At 67.6% G+C, this 16,492-nt stretch carries 12 protein-coding genes; 9 read left to right on the top strand and 3 right to left on the bottom strand.

Going from position 1 to position 16,492, the window contains the following annotated elements:
- Nucleotides 1-237 precede the first annotated feature (237 nt).
- Both OG241_RS08750 and OG241_RS08745 read right to left on the bottom strand, forming a co-directional pair.
- Complete coding sequence (locus tag OG241_RS08750) at nucleotides 238-1,065, bottom strand: aldo/keto reductase (protein WP_405814665.1); 828 nt, start codon at nucleotides 1,063-1,065, stop codon at nucleotides 238-240.
- Entirely contained in the window at nucleotides 1,062-1,670 is a 609-nt protein-coding gene (locus OG241_RS08745) for an ATP-binding protein (protein WP_405814664.1), read from the bottom strand. Before OG241_RS08745 ends, OG241_RS08750 begins: the two co-directional genes overlap by 4 nt.
- A gap of 393 nt (nucleotides 1,671-2,063) precedes the next feature.
- Between OG241_RS08745 and OG241_RS08740 the strand changes: the two genes are divergently transcribed.
- The 6 genes from OG241_RS08740 (at nucleotide 2,064) to OG241_RS08715 (ending at nucleotide 6,235) form a co-directional block, all read left to right on the top strand.
- Nucleotides 2,064-2,927: a helix-turn-helix domain-containing protein gene (locus OG241_RS08740; RefSeq protein WP_405814663.1), complete on the top strand. Its 864-nt coding sequence runs from the start codon at nucleotides 2,064-2,066 to the stop codon at nucleotides 2,925-2,927.
- 3 nt (nucleotides 2,928-2,930) lie between these two features.
- Nucleotides 2,931-3,284: a DUF397 domain-containing protein gene (locus OG241_RS08735; RefSeq protein ID WP_405814662.1), complete on the top strand. Its 354-nt coding sequence runs from the start codon at nucleotides 2,931-2,933 to the stop codon at nucleotides 3,282-3,284.
- Between the two features lie 368 nt (nucleotides 3,285-3,652).
- The gene (locus OG241_RS08730) at nucleotides 3,653-4,432 is read left to right on the top strand and encodes an aminotransferase class IV family protein (RefSeq protein ID WP_405814661.1); all 780 of its coding nucleotides are present in this window, start codon (nucleotides 3,653-3,655) and stop codon (nucleotides 4,430-4,432) included.
- 8 nt (nucleotides 4,433-4,440) lie between these two features.
- Nucleotides 4,441-5,409, top strand: a complete 969-nt coding sequence (locus OG241_RS08725; protein WP_405814660.1) for an SUMF1/EgtB/PvdO family nonheme iron enzyme — start codon at nucleotides 4,441-4,443, stop codon at nucleotides 5,407-5,409.
- A gap of 119 nt (nucleotides 5,410-5,528) precedes the next feature.
- Nucleotides 5,529-5,942, top strand: coding sequence for a phosphotransferase (locus OG241_RS08720; protein ID WP_405814659.1), 414 nt, complete (start codon nucleotides 5,529-5,531; stop codon nucleotides 5,940-5,942).
- The gene (locus OG241_RS08715) at nucleotides 5,909-6,235 is read left to right on the top strand and encodes a phosphotransferase family protein (protein ID WP_405814658.1); all 327 of its coding nucleotides are present in this window, start codon (nucleotides 5,909-5,911) and stop codon (nucleotides 6,233-6,235) included. Before OG241_RS08720 ends, OG241_RS08715 begins: the two co-directional genes overlap by 34 nt.
- 448 nt (nucleotides 6,236-6,683) lie before the next feature.
- Here OG241_RS08715 and OG241_RS08710 read toward each other — a convergent pair whose 3' ends face one another.
- Nucleotides 6,684-7,451 (bottom strand): hypothetical protein, encoded by a 768-nt coding sequence (locus OG241_RS08710; protein WP_405814657.1) that lies wholly within the window; start codon nucleotides 7,449-7,451, stop codon nucleotides 6,684-6,686.
- 1,222 nt (nucleotides 7,452-8,673) lie between these two features.
- Between OG241_RS08710 and OG241_RS08705 the strand changes: the two genes are divergently transcribed.
- From OG241_RS08705 to OG241_RS08695, 3 genes are all read left to right on the top strand, one after another.
- A complete protein-coding gene (locus OG241_RS08705) occupies nucleotides 8,674-8,859 on the top strand; it encodes a hypothetical protein (RefSeq protein WP_405814656.1) in 186 nt (61 codons plus the stop codon).
- A gap of 577 nt (nucleotides 8,860-9,436) precedes the next feature.
- Entirely contained in the window at nucleotides 9,437-15,616 is a 6,180-nt protein-coding gene (locus OG241_RS08700) for a hypothetical protein (RefSeq protein WP_405814654.1), read from the top strand.
- Nucleotides 15,522-16,355 (top strand): hypothetical protein, encoded by an 834-nt coding sequence (locus OG241_RS08695; RefSeq protein WP_405814653.1) that lies wholly within the window; start codon nucleotides 15,522-15,524, stop codon nucleotides 16,353-16,355. Before OG241_RS08700 ends, OG241_RS08695 begins: the two co-directional genes overlap by 95 nt.
- Nucleotides 16,356-16,492 lie beyond the last annotated feature (137 nt).

Here is a 16,492-nt window from a genome sequence, read left to right as displayed (position 1 = left end):
GGCACCGTGCGCGCGATGGGCAGCATGACCGGCAAAGTGCCGCCGAGGCCTGGCGAGCACCGCAACTGTCGACGCTGGCGAGGAAGCGGGGTGGGAGTCATGGCCCTTCAAAACGTGGTCGGCGGAGCTGGACAGGAAAGGGTGGGAGGCCACCGGGGCGGGCATCGCCGTCGGCTGGTTCCGGCCACGGGGGATGGGCCGTTGCAGTCGAGACGTGCCGCGCGCCCCGGTGACCGGCTAAGGGGTGAGGGGATGAGGCCCTCGTCGGGGGTCACGGGTTTGACCGGAGAGATGGCCGGCGGAGTCGGATGCAGCTTGGACGAGCTCCGCCAGGTGCTGGGCGGAGGAGGTGCCCGGAATGACCGCGACGTGGCCCCCTTGGTTGAGCACCCACGACAGCGCGGCGGGGACGTCCCCAGCGAGCTGGCCGGAGCACAGAGGCCGGCTCGCCACGTACGGGATCCCCTTGTCCCTGCAGAGATCAAGGAGCGGATCGTCCTGGTCCTCCAGACTGAGCCGACTCTGGACGACGTCGACTCCCGTGAAGTGCGACACCCAGCGCACGTCCGCCGGCGGTACATCGGCCAGCCCGAGGTACCCGACCTTTCCCTCTTGGCGCAAAGCATCGAGAGCCCCGATCTGATCTGCCACGTCGACCTCAGGGTCCAGCCGTTGCAGATAGCACAGACCAAGCCGATCCACACCGAGACGGCGAAGGCTCGCTTCCACGGCGGCGCGGATGTACGCCGGGCGTCCCAACGGGGCCCAATGGTCCCGACTCGGCCTGACCATCCCCACCTTCGTGGCAATGAGCATGCCTTCGGGGTATGGGTGCAGAGCCTCGCGAATCAGCTCCTCGACCACGTGCGGGCCGTACGCGTCCGACGTGTCGAGATGAGTGATGCCGTGCGTGTACACCGCGGTGCGCAACAGCTCAAGCGCGGCACTCCTGCTTGTCGGTTCACCCCACGCCCCGCGGCCGGCAAGGTGCATTGTGCTCAGGCCAAGGCGGGAGACGTGGCGGCCAGCAATCTCGACCTGTCCGCCTGGAGACTCGGTGATCATGCCGCAGCTACCACCTTCGCCGTGGCGTCAGGGAACTTGGCCGCGAGGCCTGGGAAAGCGGCTGGACCGGAGACGCTGGATCGGAGGCGCTGCGCGCCGTGATACAGCCATCGCGCCAGCGAGAGAGCGGCGCGTGGCGGGGGTTCGGACTTCCTCCCGTGGTGCGAGGACGCCGATGCGGGCCTCTGCACGGAGAGCACGGAGTTGGCTTGCTCTGCATCGAGGGTGCACCACGTGGATTTGCCCTTGCTGCCAGATCGAGGGCGTGTGCCCCAAGCCAGAGCAAGCGTGTCGACGATCATCAGACCGCGGCCGTTCTCCTGCTGCTCGTCGGGCCTCTTGAGCCGAGCCTGCCCGTCACCGAGATCGCTGACTTCGATCTCCAGGATGCCTTCGTTGTGCGAGAGCCGTGTGTCCACCCGCGCGCCGTTCGTGTGCTCGATCGCGTTGGTGAGCAGCTCGGTGAGCAGGAGGCGGACGGGGTCGACGAGGTCGGGCAGCCCCCACTTGTCGACCTGGGCGGCGGCCTCGCGCCGGACGATGCCTACTTGGCGCGGGTCGGCAGATACCGACCACTCTGCCGAGAGGGCCGGAGGATTGGTCATGGAGTTCTTCCGCACTTCTCGTCGCCTTCCCTTGCCCTCTGACGGGACGAGACGGGCGTCGGCAGCCACCGTGACGGAACTGGCTTCCGTCAGCCGCTGACGCATGGGCCGCACGCCGACTCCGGGGACTGAGCGCCGGAGAACGAAGGCCGTGCTTGGCCGCATGAGGCATCCCTTGATCAGAGCTGGAGGCGCCCTCAGAGCGCCGTCTGTCGCGAGCTGGTCACCCTAGGATGGACCCTAGAATCTTCTGTTAGCAACTTCAGGCAGAAGATTCACGAAATTTCTTCAGGCAGTGGAGGCTTCATGGACCCGGCCCATGCACCCCGACCCGTCCGTACGGCACACTTGCTCCGTAGTCGCCAACGTGTGTCGAAAGGGGAGCAGCGCCGTATGAGCACCACTTCTCGTGGGTCTGCCGGGAAGCGTCGTCTTCTCGGCGAGCATCTTCGTGCGCTGCGTGAATCTTCTGGACTGACGATCGTGCAGGCGGGTGCAGGGATCGGTCGGTCGAATCCGACGATCAGCCGCATCGAAACCGGCAAACGGACCCCGCAGTTGATCGAGGTCAAGGCCCTGGCGGAGCTTTACGGCGCCGATAAGGAGACGACGGGCACCCTGCTCAAGCTGCTCTCGGAGATCAAGGACGAAGGTTGGTGGGACGCCTACAAGGACGTGATGCCGGCCAGCCTGGCGAACTACGTGCAGCTTGAGGCCGAAGCGGCGTCCCTGAAGGTCTTCGCTCTCGCGGTAGTGCACAGCCTGCTTCGGACCGAGGATTACCTCCGTGCCGTTCTGCGGGCCACCTCGCCAAGTGCCCCGGCAAAAGAGGTCGACCGACTCGCCGCGTTCCACCTGGAGAGGCAGCGCCAGAGCCTGCTGCAGCCGGAAAACCCACTCGAACTCATCGCCGTCTTGGATGAGGCAGCCCTCCGGCGCGAGGTCGGAGGCCGCGACGTGTTGCGCGCCCAGCTGGAGCACCTTCTCCGCAGCATGGAAGCCCCCAACATCACCGTCCAGATCCTGCCGTACGACAAGGGTGCGCACGGCGCGCTCAACGGCAGTTTCACGATCTTGGACTTTCCCGATCCGTCCGAGCCGTCGGTGGCCTACGTGGACAGCCCCGGCGGAAACCTCTACCTGCAGAAATCGCCAGACATGCGGCGCTTCGAGAAGACCCACGCTGAACTCCGCGGCTCTGCGCTCGACAAGCCCGAGTCTGAGCGGTGGCTGCGGAACGCACTCAAGGAGATGTGAGCCATGCCCACCCCCGATCTGAGCACCGCCGTGTGGCGCAAGGCCAGGATGTCCGAGACCGCGCAGGGATGCGTTGAAGTCGCCTCCCTGGGCGGTGACTTCATGGCCGTGCGCGACAGCAAGGACGTGACTAAGGCTGCTCACATCTACCCGGTCAGTGACTGGCAGGACCTCCTGGCTCGCTTGCGGGGTGAACGCCCGACCGTAGGCCGCATCGTTGTCACCGTTGCGGAGCAGCTGGTGATCCTGAGAGACGGAGACGGTGTGGCCAGCCAATCGCACGAGTTCACGTTCCACGAATGGGCGTGTTTCCTGGACGGTGTGCGGAACCGTGAGGCGCAGTTGATCGCCGCGTAACGGACGGCTCGGAAGGGGGCCGGCGAAACATCGTCGGCCCCCTTCGCGTTTGGCCGAGTGTGTGAGCACCCTCCACACCGTGCATGCCGAGACGGGCGGGGACGAGAGAGTTCCCGCGGGGCCATCCGAAGCTGTCCCGCCTTCAACGGCGGCAGGGCCAGTGCGCCCAGCCGCAGAGGCGGTTGATGCCGGGAGGTTCGCGTACGGGGTCACGGGGGGTGTCTTCCGAATTGTCACAGGCAGTGCTTGCGATGTGACCAGCGAACAGCAGACCAGATGAAGAAGGAAGGAAGTTCCAATGAAGTTGACCCGTCAGTAACTCTGTTCGGGGTGCCGTTACCGAGGCCCTTCCTGACATGCTGTGAGCCATGGCGACACTTGACGGACAGCCCGTGACTCCCGATGACCTGCTCCCCTTGGCGCTCACAAACCTGGGCCACTTCACATCCATGCGTGTCGGCGCCGACGGCCGGATCACTGGTCTCGCTCTGCATTTGGAACGACTCGTTCGGGATTGCAAGACCGTGTGGGGGGCCGACTTGGACAGCGTCCGCGTCCGCGACTACGTTCGACAGGCCCTGGACGGACACGATGGACCGTGCGTTATCCGTGTCACCATTTACGACCCCACGGTCGACATGGGACACCCAGCAGATGCCGGTCAGCCGCGTGTGTTGGTGACCAGGCGGCCTGCCGGCGCCATGCCTCCGCCACCATTGCGTGCCATGAGCGTTCAGTACGAGCGAGACCTCCCCGCGGTGAAGCACACCGGGCTCTTCGGAGCGCTGCACGCCCGACGCGCAGCGCAGCTCAAGGGATTTGACGACGCCTTGTTCGTTGGTCCAGACGGCCACGTATCTGAGGGCGGCACATGGAACGTGGGTTTCCTCAACGATCAAGGCGTGATCTGGCCGAAGGCTCCGGTGCTGCCGGGAGTGACCATGGCACTGCTACAGCAGCAGGTTGACCATCAGGTCTCCGGTGTCTCCCTCAAGCAGGCCAAGCGCATGCACGTTGCGTTCGCCACCAACACTTCCATCGGCGTCCGTGCGCTGTCAGCCATAGACGACACGCCCATGGCCATCGAGCACCCGATGCTCAGCAAGCTGCGGGAAGCGTATATGTCGATTCCGGGCGAAACGCTGTAGGAACGAACATGACGGGGGTGGCTAGGTGGACAGGCAGGGAAGTCGGGCTTCTACGGGAGGCCGTGCGTAAGAGTGGCAAAGACTTTGCTGCCCTAGTTGGCGTGAGTCACCGCCAGTTAGTGACCTGGGAGAGCCGGGGCGAGACCATCCGCCTGCGCCCCGGCAACCAGGAGGCGCTTGACACCCTGCTCGCCCGCGCTGGCAGCGATGCGCAGCAGCGATTCGCTGCGTTCCTCACGGAGAAGGCCGCCGTTGAGCACGACGAGCGAGCCGAGGAGCTGCTCCGCAGCGACCCACGCAGTGTGAAGCACCCGGTCGACGGCAAAATCATGCTCCTCATTGACGAAGGCATCTATTTGTCTGGAACTGAGGACATCCCGATCTGGGTGGAGGCCTTCCGGATCGATGCCTACCCGACCACCAATGCCGACTATGAGCGGTTCGTACGGGCCACCGGACACCGGCCACCAAAACACTGGCCGGGTGGCCGCTATCCAGACAACCTCTTCGACCATCCCGTGGTCTGGGTCACGTGGTATGACGCCTCGGCGTACGCCGCGTGGGCCGGCAAGGCCCTGCCAACTGGCGAGCAGTGGGAGAAGGCCGCACGCGGTCCAAAAGGTCGCAGGTATCCATGGGGTGACGACCCAACGGCTGCTAAGTGCAACGTTCAAGACTCTGAGATAGGACATACCACGCCAGTCAGCCGGTATCAATCAGGAGTGAGTCCTTACGGAGTGTTCGACATGTGCGGCAACGCGTGGGAGTGGTGCTCCACAACGACCGAGAATGGGCGCTACGAATTGAAGGGCAGCGCCTTCACCAGCCCGTTCACTCGTTCTGCGCCATCTCTGACCAACGACGCCAACGCCACCATGTCCGACAACGACACGGGCTTTCGCTGTGTCAACCTACTGACCACGACGGCTGCCGCAAGGAGCGGTGGTGGTCGGCAACCGCGCCTCGACGAAGTGTGATGCCTTCGTTCCAAGCGTGCAGTCGACGACGTCCTGGAACTGCGGCGCATCGCGGCTCCACGTAGCCGAAGGTCGGAAGTAGCTGAACTGCGCGAACGCATCCGCACTACCGTTCAAGCATGACATCGCCCCACACCCACGAGTCGTACGCCGTCCTCCAGAAGGTCGTCCAAACCGTAGGCATGGGCATCGAGGGCGCAGAGTCCATCCGCCTAGCAGAGAACGACATCTGGCGTCTCCCGGGCCGAGTTGTTGTCCGGATCGCGCGTCCAGGTCAAGAGGCCGCTGCCGCCCGAGAGGTTGTGGTGACAAGGTGGCTCAGTCAGCGCGGCGTGCCGGCCGTGCGTCCGCTGGATATCGAACAGCCCATCACTGTAGACGGGCGAGCAGCCACCTTCTGGGAGGAGCTGCCTCCGCATCGAGCAGGCGATTCCTCTAACCTTGCTCCTCTTCTGCGTCAGCTGCATGGTCTGCCAAACCGTCGTTCAAGCTCGACGAGATGGATCCGTTCGTACGAATCGCGGACCGCATAGAAGCTGCTCGATCCGTGAACGCGAATGATCAGATCTGGCTACTACGTCGACTAGACGATCTCAGGGAAGCGTGGCGTGATCTGCCGCCTGGCCTTCCGCAATGCGTCATCCACGGTGATGCATGGGGAGGAAACGTAGCTGTTACCGCTAACGGCGATGTGCTGATGGATTTCGAGCGCTGCGCGTACGGCCCCCCCAGAATGGGATTTGACGTCGACTGCCGTAGCAGCGGACACCTTCGGGAAGGTGTCGGGCGCTGCCTATGCCAAGTTCTGCGAGGCGTACGGCCATGACGTTATGGCGTGGGCCGGTTACCCGATCCTCCGGGGCATTCGCGAACTCAGACTTGTTTCCTTCGCCTTCCAGACCGCAGGCCAAGACCCAAGCGCGAACGACCAAGCATTCTATCGGCTCGCCTGCATTCGAGGTCACCACGGGGCACGTCCCTGGCAGTGGCAAGCCGTGGCGTGATGACAAGTCCTGTGCGTGGTCGGCCAGACGGGGCGTGCTGTCGGCAACTGATCGGGTTGAGGAGTGCTGGGGGCCGTAGCAGGCACTGAAGTCACCGGGGCGGACCGCGGGAGGCGGACGACCGCGGTGGCCATCTCGTACGCCTGTGAGGCGGACCTTGTACGCAGCGGCGCCGTTCTTCTACGCGCCCACCTCGCTGGCAGGCCGGGGCGCGCGGCAACGCGCTCCGGCCACCCGACACTACGGGCCGGGACTGCCGGTTCCGGAGCGTCAGTCCCGCTGGGTGTCGCGGGACTCCGCTGCTTCCTCCAAGGCCGCGGTCAAGCGGAGCGTTGCGGTTACCGTCAGGTCACCGACCTGGAGCCGTGGCGAGCGCGAGCACGTGCTGCAGGCGGGATCCGCCCTGACCATGACCACGTGCCCGGATTCGGCACTCAAGATGGCCCCAGTGCGGCTGGCCAGGTATTCCACAGCGTGCCAGCCGTCGTCCGGGTCTAGTGCGGGCCCCGGGATGTCGTACAAGAAACGGCCCAGTGCAACCGCATCGTGTACGCCCAGACCTCCGAAATGGATTAGAGCCCCGGTGACATGAATGTCTCCAGCGCCGATGCCCAGGTTCTCCAGGACGTCCCGCAGTTGCTGGGCTGCGGCGTGCGGGGGCGGCAGGAGCTCCATGAACCATTGCGCAAGGCGTAGCGCGTCGCCGCACGTCGGAAGTTTGACTCGCAAGGCTGTCTCGGGACCGAAGGTCTCGACGCTGGTGTCGGACGCGATGGACAGGCTGTGCAAGCCGTGCCTCAGTACGGTAGCCGCGGACTGGTCAGGCATGTCCGTGCCATCCAGAACGGTGACTGGAGCCCAGCGGCTGGGCAACAGGCTCACAGTAACGGCCGGATCCTGCAGCGTTTTCCCCATATCGCAGAGCGACCGGATGCCGGCCGCGCGCAGAGCAACCGACAGGGTGCGGCTGGCGGTTATGCGCTGGTTGAGTTCGGCGTCGTCGAGGGGAGCGGTGGGGCGGATCGTAGTATTCGGCATGGTCCTTTTTCTTTTGGGCCTGCCCCTCGCGGGCTGGCGCGCGGACGCCTCGCGTTCGTCATCTGGGCACCCAGGTGACCTGATGACCCCGAGAGCACGGAGAAGAGGATCCGCACGGCTCCGAAGGCCTAGCCGGTGTGTGGGAGCTGGGGGGCGCATGACCCTGGTGGCTGGCCGGGACCTAGCCCACTGGGCTGAACACCACCCTCGGTCTCCTGCATGAGCCTTTCTCGCCAGGGTGGTCAGAGTGGGCTGGGCACCGATGCGGCGGTGATGACGATTGACACTCCGGTTTCCGGGAAGAGCCCTGTGAGATGGATGTGCGAGAAGCGGCTGGTGAACTGACCGAGGCTTCGGCTTTGGTGATCGCGATGGTTCCCACTGCGGGTATGGCCGACGAGGCCGACTGCACTAGGGACTCTTCAACGTCTGCCAGCTGCCGGGTGTCGGCGAACTGGTGAGCACGGGTGCCCGGTTGCTGAGCCTCGTGTGGTCCCGGCTCAACGTTGGCATCGGGCGTGCGGGTGCATAGATCCTCTGAACAGGGGAGTACGCCGAGTTCAACGCACGGCATGGGTATGGGTCTCTCACGAGGGTGGTCGCCCGACTGGTCCTGATGCGGTGGGAAGTCCCACTCTCGCGCCTTGCCGTGCGCCAATCTACGGTTTAGGGGGTCTCACATCTGCCCCATTTCGCTGGCACCCGCCCATCCGAGATGACCGCTTCATCCCCTTACCGGATCATGCGTTGGCCGAGAATGCCACCAGGTGATGTGGCCGAAGTCCCACATCGGTCCCGAGCCTGCGCCTGCATCCGCTCGTCAGTGGATGCGAAATCCCGCTCATATGCGACTGATTCGGAAGTAAAGGGTCTATTGATCGGTAGGGAATGTGGGACCGAAGTGGGACAGGCTGTATGGGGGTGCAGCTTCGCCCGGTAGGGGGCGGGGGAGGGTTCGAGCCCGTCGGCCGGGAGGTCGCGCTGTATGCGGACCCCACGATCGGTTTCGTACCCCCGATAAGCCGGCGCGCGGGCACCGTTGGGCTTCCCGTGGGGAGCCCGGGGGCGTGGCGGGCCCCGCCGCCACGGGGGAAGTGGCCGGGCCCGAGGGCCTCCACCTGGGGGTGAGGGGCCGTTCGCATACCATGTACGACAAACCGGCCACGGGGATAGATCCCGGCCGGAAATAGGTACTGTCAGTGTCAGCGGCAATGATGGGCCCATGACCATTAACATGATCAACTTTGGGCTCACCTGGACCGATCTTGAGGGAGTGCACCGCGCATCAGCCGTCGCTTACGACGCGGCGAGCGGGGAGAGGCAGAAGCAGCGCCTGGAGGATGCCGGTTGCACTGACGTGGAACTCGTCGAAGTCCGGCCCGGACAGCTGCCCCAGCCGAAGGCCTGACTTGTTCCTCGGACGGCCGTGCAACTCCGCGCACCCGGACTCACAGGGGTTATCCACAGGCCCACGCAAGAGAGCCCGCCTCGTCGGACGTCGCCGTCCCAACGAGAACGGGGATGTGTGATGGCGTTCAGGGTGGATCTGTCCGTTCAGGTCGAGGATGCGCTTAAGGAACTGCCCGCCGAAGGGCATCGCGACGTCATGGAAGTGATCGCGGCCGCCTTGGCGCGGCGGGGGTCGTGGCCGGTGCCCGGCGGCTGGGAGGTGCGGTGCAGCAGGGGCGGCGCGTGTGGGTGGCGTACGCGGCGTACGGCTACGACAACGCGGCCCCTCCAGCAGGGCCGGCTGCCCCAGGGCACCCACTCGTCGCTCAAGGCCCGTCATCACGAGGCGGTTGGCTTCCCCCATGCCGTCTTCGGCTGCGCTCGTTGCGTCCAGGCTGCGGTCTGACCGGAGTAGGTTGTGGCGTGTCGTCGGTGGTGCGGGAGGAGTGCGGGTGGGCGCGACCGAGTCCAATGCGGGGGATGATTTCCACTTCTGGTGGACGGCCGGGCGGGCTCTCGAGCTCGTTTCCCCTGGCATGGAGCTTGAGCTTGTCACGGTCGAGGGCCTCGCTCTTGTTGACGACCCGGACGAGCAGTACGAAACGGTCGATGTCGCCGAGTATTTCGGGGGACGTGACGTAGCGAGCGCGGACCGGATTGTGCTGTCGCAGTTGAAGTACAGCACCCGGCACGCGGAGACTGCGTGGACGGCTGCCCGCCTGTGCCAGAAGCGGGTCAAGAAGGCGGAGGGGAAGGTGGACTCGGAACGGTCGGTGATCGCCGATCTCGCGACCGCGTACACGCGCTTTCGGGACGACCACGGTGACCAGGCACTGGGCAAGGCCCGGATCGCGCTGGTGAGCAACTGCCCCGGGGATCCCCTGCTGCTGGAGAGCGTGCGAACAGCAGCGCAATGGTCGGCCGGGCAGACCGCCCCGACCACGGCGGCTTTGAAGGCCGCCCTTCCGGCCGATCAGGCCGCGGTGATCGGCACGCTGGCCGGCACCATCGGGCAGCGTTTGAAGAGCGCTGAGTTCTGCCGCTTCCTGCAGCTCCTGGACCTGTCGACGACCGGGACACTGGACCGCACCGCGCTCGCGCGGGCAGTGAGGTCGGGAGCGAGCGTGCTGACGCCCGGACACGGCCTGGACTCGGCAAACCGGCTCTTCGACCTGGTCCGTCAGCAGGCGTTGCCGGGGTCGGGCCGGAGCGGCGTCACCGCCCAGGATGTGTTGGCGACGCTGGGCGTCGCCGACCTGCTCGACCTCTATCCGGCGCCGTCACACCTGGAGCCGCTCCAGAACCCGCTGCCAACGGTGGGCGCCGAGGCCATCGCTGCAGCGGTCACGGCCTACATCGGCAGGCTGACCGTCGCGCACGGTGACGCGGGCGTCGGGAAGACCACGGCGATGCGGCAGATCGGGGAACACCTTCCGGACGGCTCGCAGGTGGTGCTGTTCGACTGCTATGGGGCGGGCGAGTACCTCAGCGCAGGGGAGGAACGGCACACCCCCAGGCGGTTCGTCACCCAGGTCGTGAACGAGGTGGCGCAGCGTTGCGGCACCCCTTTGCTGGTGCAGGCCCCGGCCGACGAAGGGGACCTGTGGCGCAGGCTGGGCCGCACACTCGAGCAGGCTGTCACGACTCTTCCCGACGGCGCGGTGCTGGTCTTGGCGGTGGACGCGGCGGACAACAGTGCGGTCGCGGCCAGGGAGCGCGACGAGCGGAGCTTCCTTACGGGCCTGGTCCGGCTGCCGCTGCCTGGACGTGTGTCCGTGGTGCTGTCCGCGCGATCGCACCGCGTCCCTTCACTCGGGGCCGACGGGGCCGCGCAGGTGCCGCTGCCGCCGTTCAGGGCTGAGACCTCGGCCGCGCATCTGCGCCGCTACCAGCCCGGCGCCTCCGAAGAGGAGTGCCTGGACTTTCACGGTCGTAGCGGCGGCAATCCCAGAGCGCAGAACTACACCCTGGAGCAGGCCCGCACCGAAGCATGGGACATGGCGACCCTGCTGGAGAAGAGCGAGCGGACCCCTCAGCAGATGTTCGAGCTGCTGCTCGCGTCGGGGCTCCAGGCCGGTGGCGCGGACGCGGGCGGAGAGCGGTGGCTCGCGTTCCTGCTGGCGCTGGCCCGCCCGGTCAGCATGGCCACCCTGGCGACCGCGCTCGATGTACCCGTCGAGAAGGTGACCGCGTTCGCGAAGGGCCTGGCTCCCGGCATCAGACTCGTCGGGGAGCGGATCCAGTTCCGGGACGAGGACTTCGAGACGTTCGTCCGCGGCCGCGTGAACGACGAGGCGGTCGTCGAGGCGCACGGCCGCCTGGCCGACCTGTTTCTTGAACAGCGCGCGACCAGCGCGGACGCCGCGGCGCATGTCGCCACCCATCTCTACCTGGCGAAGCGGCTGACGGAGCTGGTCGGCCTGGTCCTGGCCGAGGACTCCCCGGCCGGAATCGCCGATGGATTCCGCCGCGAACAGGTCCAGATGGAGCGGTTGCGCCTGGCCGCACTGGCGGTTGCCGAGACTGGAGCGGCGTCAGACGCGGTCCGGCTCGCCGCGCGGGGATGCGACACCGCATCGCGCTCCAAGAACCTGTCGGAGCTGGTCGACTCCCACATGGATCTGGTGGCCCAGTACGCCGACGTGGACCTGCTCCAGGCCTACGCCCCCCGGCACGGCAATACCCAGTGGCTGGGCCCGGTGTGGATGCGGCTTGCGGGCGTGCTGTCACGTGACCCGCAGCGGCAGGCCGAGACGAGGAACGCCCTGGACAAGGCCGGCGCGTGGGTGCGGCGCTGGATGGCTTCCCAGGACGAGGAAGGAAGCTCCTGGGAGGTCGGCGCCGACGACGTGGCAGCCGCCGCGGAGGCACGGTACCGGCTGGAGGGGATGCAGGCCGCGATCAGCATGCTGCGGCGGTGGCGGCCGGCCTCCTTCGTCGTGGAGGTGGCGGAGCGCCTCGCGGCCCGACTCGCCGGGGAACTGGATGCCCAGGAGGCATACGACGCCCTGATCCGGCACCGCGTGCCCGCGCATGCCCAGGCGCCGGTGCTGGCCCATCTCGGCAGTACGGCGTCTCCTCCTCCCGCGGCATGGGTGGACGAGGTCACGTCCGCCCTCACCCGTGTGCCGGCCACCGAGCCTCACCCGCCGTGGCACCGCAAGCTCCTCGACGTCGCCCTGCGTTTCGGCGACCGTCAGTCCACGCTGGCCTTGGCCGAGCACTGGGCAGGTGAACTGCCCACATCCCAGTGGGCGTTCACCTCGCCGTCGGGCCCGGCAACGATCACCCTCTACAGCCACGCCGGGTCGGCCGTCCTGAGCGACACCCCGACGGACGCCGAACAACTGCTCCCCGCCTCCCTGCGACCACCGGCTCAGGACACCAGCCACAGCTACGACCCGCACACCGGTGAACGCGAAGGCTGGGTGAAGCGGGTCGACCCGCTGATCACCGCTAGCCTTCTCCACGTTCGGGCCGTCCTGGGCCAGGCCGACGCCGGGGACGTGGAGGCGTTCTGCACGGCTGGTCTGCAGACGCGCACCGAACTCACCAAGTACCGCTGGTTCACCTACGACCGAGAGTTCCGCGCCTGGGCGACAATGGTGGCCAGCGCCGCCATCGAGACGGGTGCCCCCGCGGTCATCATCGACCACTTGGCAGACGCGGCCCCCGGGCTGCTGCGCGCCGGGGCGCCCACTCTGTGGCTGGACCTGGCGGACGTGCTGGCCGAGCACGAAGCCCATCCGAACACGGCAGCCGACCTGTGCCTCAAGGCAGCCCAGGCCGCCCGCGACGACGGATACGACGCCGCGGACCGCCTGGAGCTCCTGGCCCGGAGCGCCGGCATCGCGGGCACCATCCACTCCGAGCTCGGCCGAAACCTGTTCGACCAGGCCGTCGACGCGGCCGCCGGCATCAACGACGAGTCGGCCCGGCTGCTCAGCGTCCACGCAGACCTGGCGCAGCGCGCCGACCTGTCCGCGCCGGACCGCGCCGTCACAGCCTCGCGCCTGGTTGCGGCCGTGGAAGCCGTCACCCCGCACGTCACCGACGCCGGTGTCATCCCGTACGAGGATGTGCTGAAAGCCGCGGCCGGCCTCGACTGCCGCCTTGGGCTGGCCACGGCGAGCCGTTGGGACGACGAGGACCGGATCACACTCGCGCAGGCATTGCCGGCCGCACTCGAAGGAGCCGTCACCACGGGGGCGCTGCCTGGCGGGCAAGCACTCGCCCTCGACCACCTGATCGACAACGACGCACGGCGCCTCGCCTTCCAGATCACCGTGGCGCGGCACCTCGCCTCCGCAGGGGCGGCGAGCAGCCGGGCGGCCGCGCGGACAGCTCTGATCCGCGCCGCCACGTGGCTGCGGCTCCGAGTCCCCGTTCGATCGCAACCCCGGCTCGCTTCGCAGCTCGTCGACGCGGCACGCTCCCTCGACCAGGCGGCGGCCGTTCAGCCGATGCTCGAACCGGTCATCGCTCTGACTGCGCAGGGCCGAGCTGATGAATCAGAGGGGGTCTCGGCCACCTGGATCGGGGACACCGAAGACTCCCCCGGAGAGGGGGCGCCCGCGGCGTCGGTGTCCGCGGCCAGTTGGCGCACGCTCGCTCCGGACATCGAAGCCATGGGAACAGCTGCGCCGTACGGTCACGCGCTGGTGCAGCACCTCACCCGTGTCGTCGAAGCCGCGCCGATGACCGAGCGGCTGCCTGCCCTCGACGCAGCCGCTTCACTGGCGTCCACCAACGCGCCGGCCGTGATCGAGGCTCTGGCCGGCCTCGTCGAGCAGTGGCGTCAATGGCCGGGTGTCGAAACGTGGGCCAAGACCACTGTGACCGCCCTGCTCGCAGAGCATCTGCCCGACCTGGTCTGGACGTACGATCCCCCACGCCTGGCACGGCAGTTGCGCAGCCTCGGCGACGACGCCACGGTCCGCAGCGCGATCCTGCGCGCACTGCCGCGTGCGCAGAGGCGCCTGACCGCGTTCGGCTGGCAGACCGTCGCCGTCATGCTCGGTCGCCTGTGCGAACCCGCTGCCGCAGCCGACGCCCTCACCGGACTTCTCGCCCCCTACCCCGCCGCCACGACGGCACATCCCGAGCCGGACGAGAGTCCGCTGCCCACGCTGCTGTGGAGCGCCTTCGGTCACCCCCGGCGTGAGATCCGGTGGCGAGCCGCACACGCGACAAGGGAACTGCTCAGCCACCAAGACCACGCCACGGCACGGCCGCTGGTCGCGGCGCTGGTCGCCTGTCTCGACCGCACCGATGCCGCCCCCTACCGGGCACCGGCCCTGCACTTCTACCCGCTCTCGGCTGTCACGGGTCTGCTCACTGCCCTGCACCGGGTCGCCTGCGACAAGCCTGCGCTGATGCGAGAGCATCTCGCCGTCTTCGTCCGGCACGCCACCAGCACCGACCTGCCGCACGCGCAGATCCGCGAACTCGCGCGACGTACCGCCCTTGCCCTGGCGGCTCCGGACGACCCTTCCCGTGACCAGCTCGAGGCCGCGAACCGCCCCGACCGCTGCAGCATCGACCGGACCCTCAAGGACGAGTACGGCGGCGGCGTCAGCGATGACGGCGACCGCTACCGCTTCGATGCGCTCGACACCGTCCGCTACTGGTTCCGGCCGCTCGCGGGGGTCTTCAGCCTCTCCGTCGACACGATCGCGCGCAAGGCCGAGACCTGGATCCTGGACAAGTGGGGCCTGAGCGAGAAGGACTGGTGGACTGACACGCGTGAACTCCGCAGCGAACGGGTCTCGGCCCGCATGGGCCACGGCCACGGCTCCATCCCACCGGAGGAGAGTCTGCGGCTCTACCTGGAGTACCACTCCATGCTGGCCGCGGCCGGCGAACTCGTCGACGAGCACCATCCCATGCTGATCGAGAAATGGACCGAGAACGAGGACCCTTGGGACGAGTGGCTGGCCCGGCACGTGCTGCCCGACGGACCATGGCTGGCCGACCTCAGCGAGTCCGCGCCCGCACAGCCCTACCTGTTCCTCGGTTCCGGCCTGGACGACAGCGCCTGGGCCGCCCCCCAGCTCACGGACAGCGAGGAGATCTTTGGCCTGGTGCACGGCGGCCTGCCCCCGTCCGTGCTCGTCGCCGCCTCCATGAACATCACCTGGGCAGGCGGCTACGAGGATGTCTACGTCGCCTCGGCACTCGTGCGCCCTGACCGTGCAGAAGACCTCCAACGAGCCCTGGCCGCAGCGACGGAGCCCAGGGACTGGAGACTTCCCGACGAGGGCGAAACCGGGCACGAGGTCGACCATGGGCTCTTCGAGCTGCGCGGCTGGCTGCGCGACCCCGCCTCGCGACCCGAGAATCTCGACGAGCACGACCCCTACGCGCGGGGGCTGCGCACCGAAGGCCCTTTGCCCGGACAGGCTTTCCGGCGGCAGACCCACGCACACCTGGACCAGGATGGCGTCCGGCTCCTTGCAGCAGACCAGGCCGCCCTCGCCCAGTGGACGCAGTGGTCGGACGGCGACCCTGACGACAGCCGCGCAGGCAGGACAACCAACGGATCACGCGTCCACGTGACTCGCGACGCGCTCCTGAAGTACCTCGCGACCACCGGATACAGCCTCATCGTGGAGGTCCAAATTGGACGACGCCGCAACAACACAGCCGCCCGCCACGACGACCGCCGAAGCTGGCTCTACCTCATCCACGCAGACGGCCGGGCAACAGTCCGCTGATCCGCTCGCCGAGCTCGGCGAGCGGATCCTCGCGGAGCTCGGCGAAGAACGCACCAACAACACGCTCATCCGCTGGCTCAGCCACCACACCGCCCGCCTCATGCAGGCCGCCGACGACGCCGCCCGCGCCGGCGATGTCAGTGCTCCCGCGCGGGCGGAGGAAGCCAGGACCGCCGTCCTGCAACTGTGGCAGGCCCGCTCCGCTTGGCCCGAAGGCTGGCCACCGCCAAGGGCCGCCGCCCTGGCCGAGACCCTGGCCGGCATCCCCGAGGTGACGGCGGACTTCTGGCCCGGCCAGTCACTTCCCGCACGCCTCAGCGCCGTGCACGAGGTGATCCTCGCCGCGTTCACTGACGCGGCCGCAGCGAGTGCTCCCGACGGCAACGAGGAGGACTGGCTCTATGCCTCGGGGGGACACCTCACGGACGCCGAGACCGTGATCCTGCGCCGAGCCGCCGACGCAATGCAGCACAACGAAGCCCTCGGCGAGCTGGCAACGCTTATCGAGCAGTTCAACGCCCCGGAGACCGGCGAACCGAGCGGTCCACCCGCGGACGAGGTCATGCAGCACCCCCTGGTGCGGCTGGCCGACACCTACCGAAAGATCATCATCGACCGCGTCGTGCGAACAGCACCTCCCGCACAAGCCGACCGAGCGGCCGACCAGTCGCACGGCACCGACGAAGGCGCTGAACAGACGAGTAGCGTCGAGCCGACTGCTGGCGGGGACAAGCCCTGACCGCGGCAGGCCCTGGGCGCCGAGCAACCGCCCGGCGGCCTGCATCGGGAGGTGGCGGTGCACTGCCACAGGCTTGTGAGCGGCGAGAGCCGTCCCAACGCTCACCGGAGACGGGATGCAGAGCCAGACTGTCCGTC

Origin of the sequence: Streptomyces sp. NBC_01390, from assembly GCF_045040105.1 — a bacterium.
Lineage (GTDB): Bacteria > Actinomycetota > Actinomycetes > Streptomycetales > Streptomycetaceae > Streptomyces.
This window is presented reverse-complemented; position numbering and strand designations above follow the sequence as displayed.

What these genes read in the sequence shown, in the direction of transcription:
- OG241_RS08720 (WP_405814659.1), top strand. Translation starts at nt 5,529, where the DNA reads ATGACATCGCCCCACACCCACGAGTCGTACGCCGTCCTCCAGAAGGTC.
- OG241_RS08740 (WP_405814663.1), top strand. Translation starts at nt 2,064, where the DNA reads ATGAGCACCACTTCTCGTGGGTCTGCCGGGAAGCGTCGTCTTCTCGGC.
- OG241_RS08735 (WP_405814662.1), top strand. Translation starts at nt 2,931, where the DNA reads ATGCCCACCCCCGATCTGAGCACCGCCGTGTGGCGCAAGGCCAGGATG.
- OG241_RS08710 (WP_405814657.1), bottom strand. Translation starts at nt 7,451, where the DNA reads ATGCCGAATACTACGATCCGCCCCACCGCTCCCCTCGACGACGCCGAA.
- OG241_RS08745 (WP_405814664.1), bottom strand. Translation starts at nt 1,670, where the DNA reads ATGACCAATCCTCCGGCCCTCTCGGCAGAGTGGTCGGTATCTGCCGAC.
- OG241_RS08725 (WP_405814660.1), top strand. Translation starts at nt 4,441, where the DNA reads ATGACGGGGGTGGCTAGGTGGACAGGCAGGGAAGTCGGGCTTCTACGG.
- OG241_RS08730 (WP_405814661.1), top strand. Translation starts at nt 3,653, where the DNA reads ATGGCGACACTTGACGGACAGCCCGTGACTCCCGATGACCTGCTCCCC.
- OG241_RS08750 (WP_405814665.1), bottom strand. Translation starts at nt 1,065, where the DNA reads ATGATCACCGAGTCTCCAGGCGGACAGGTCGAGATTGCTGGCCGCCAC.
- OG241_RS08715 (WP_405814658.1), top strand. Translation starts at nt 5,909, where the DNA reads ATGGATCCGTTCGTACGAATCGCGGACCGCATAGAAGCTGCTCGATCC.
- OG241_RS08705 (WP_405814656.1), top strand. Translation starts at nt 8,674, where the DNA reads ATGACCATTAACATGATCAACTTTGGGCTCACCTGGACCGATCTTGAG.
- OG241_RS08700 (WP_405814654.1), top strand. Translation starts at nt 9,437, where the DNA reads ATGGAGCTTGAGCTTGTCACGGTCGAGGGCCTCGCTCTTGTTGACGAC.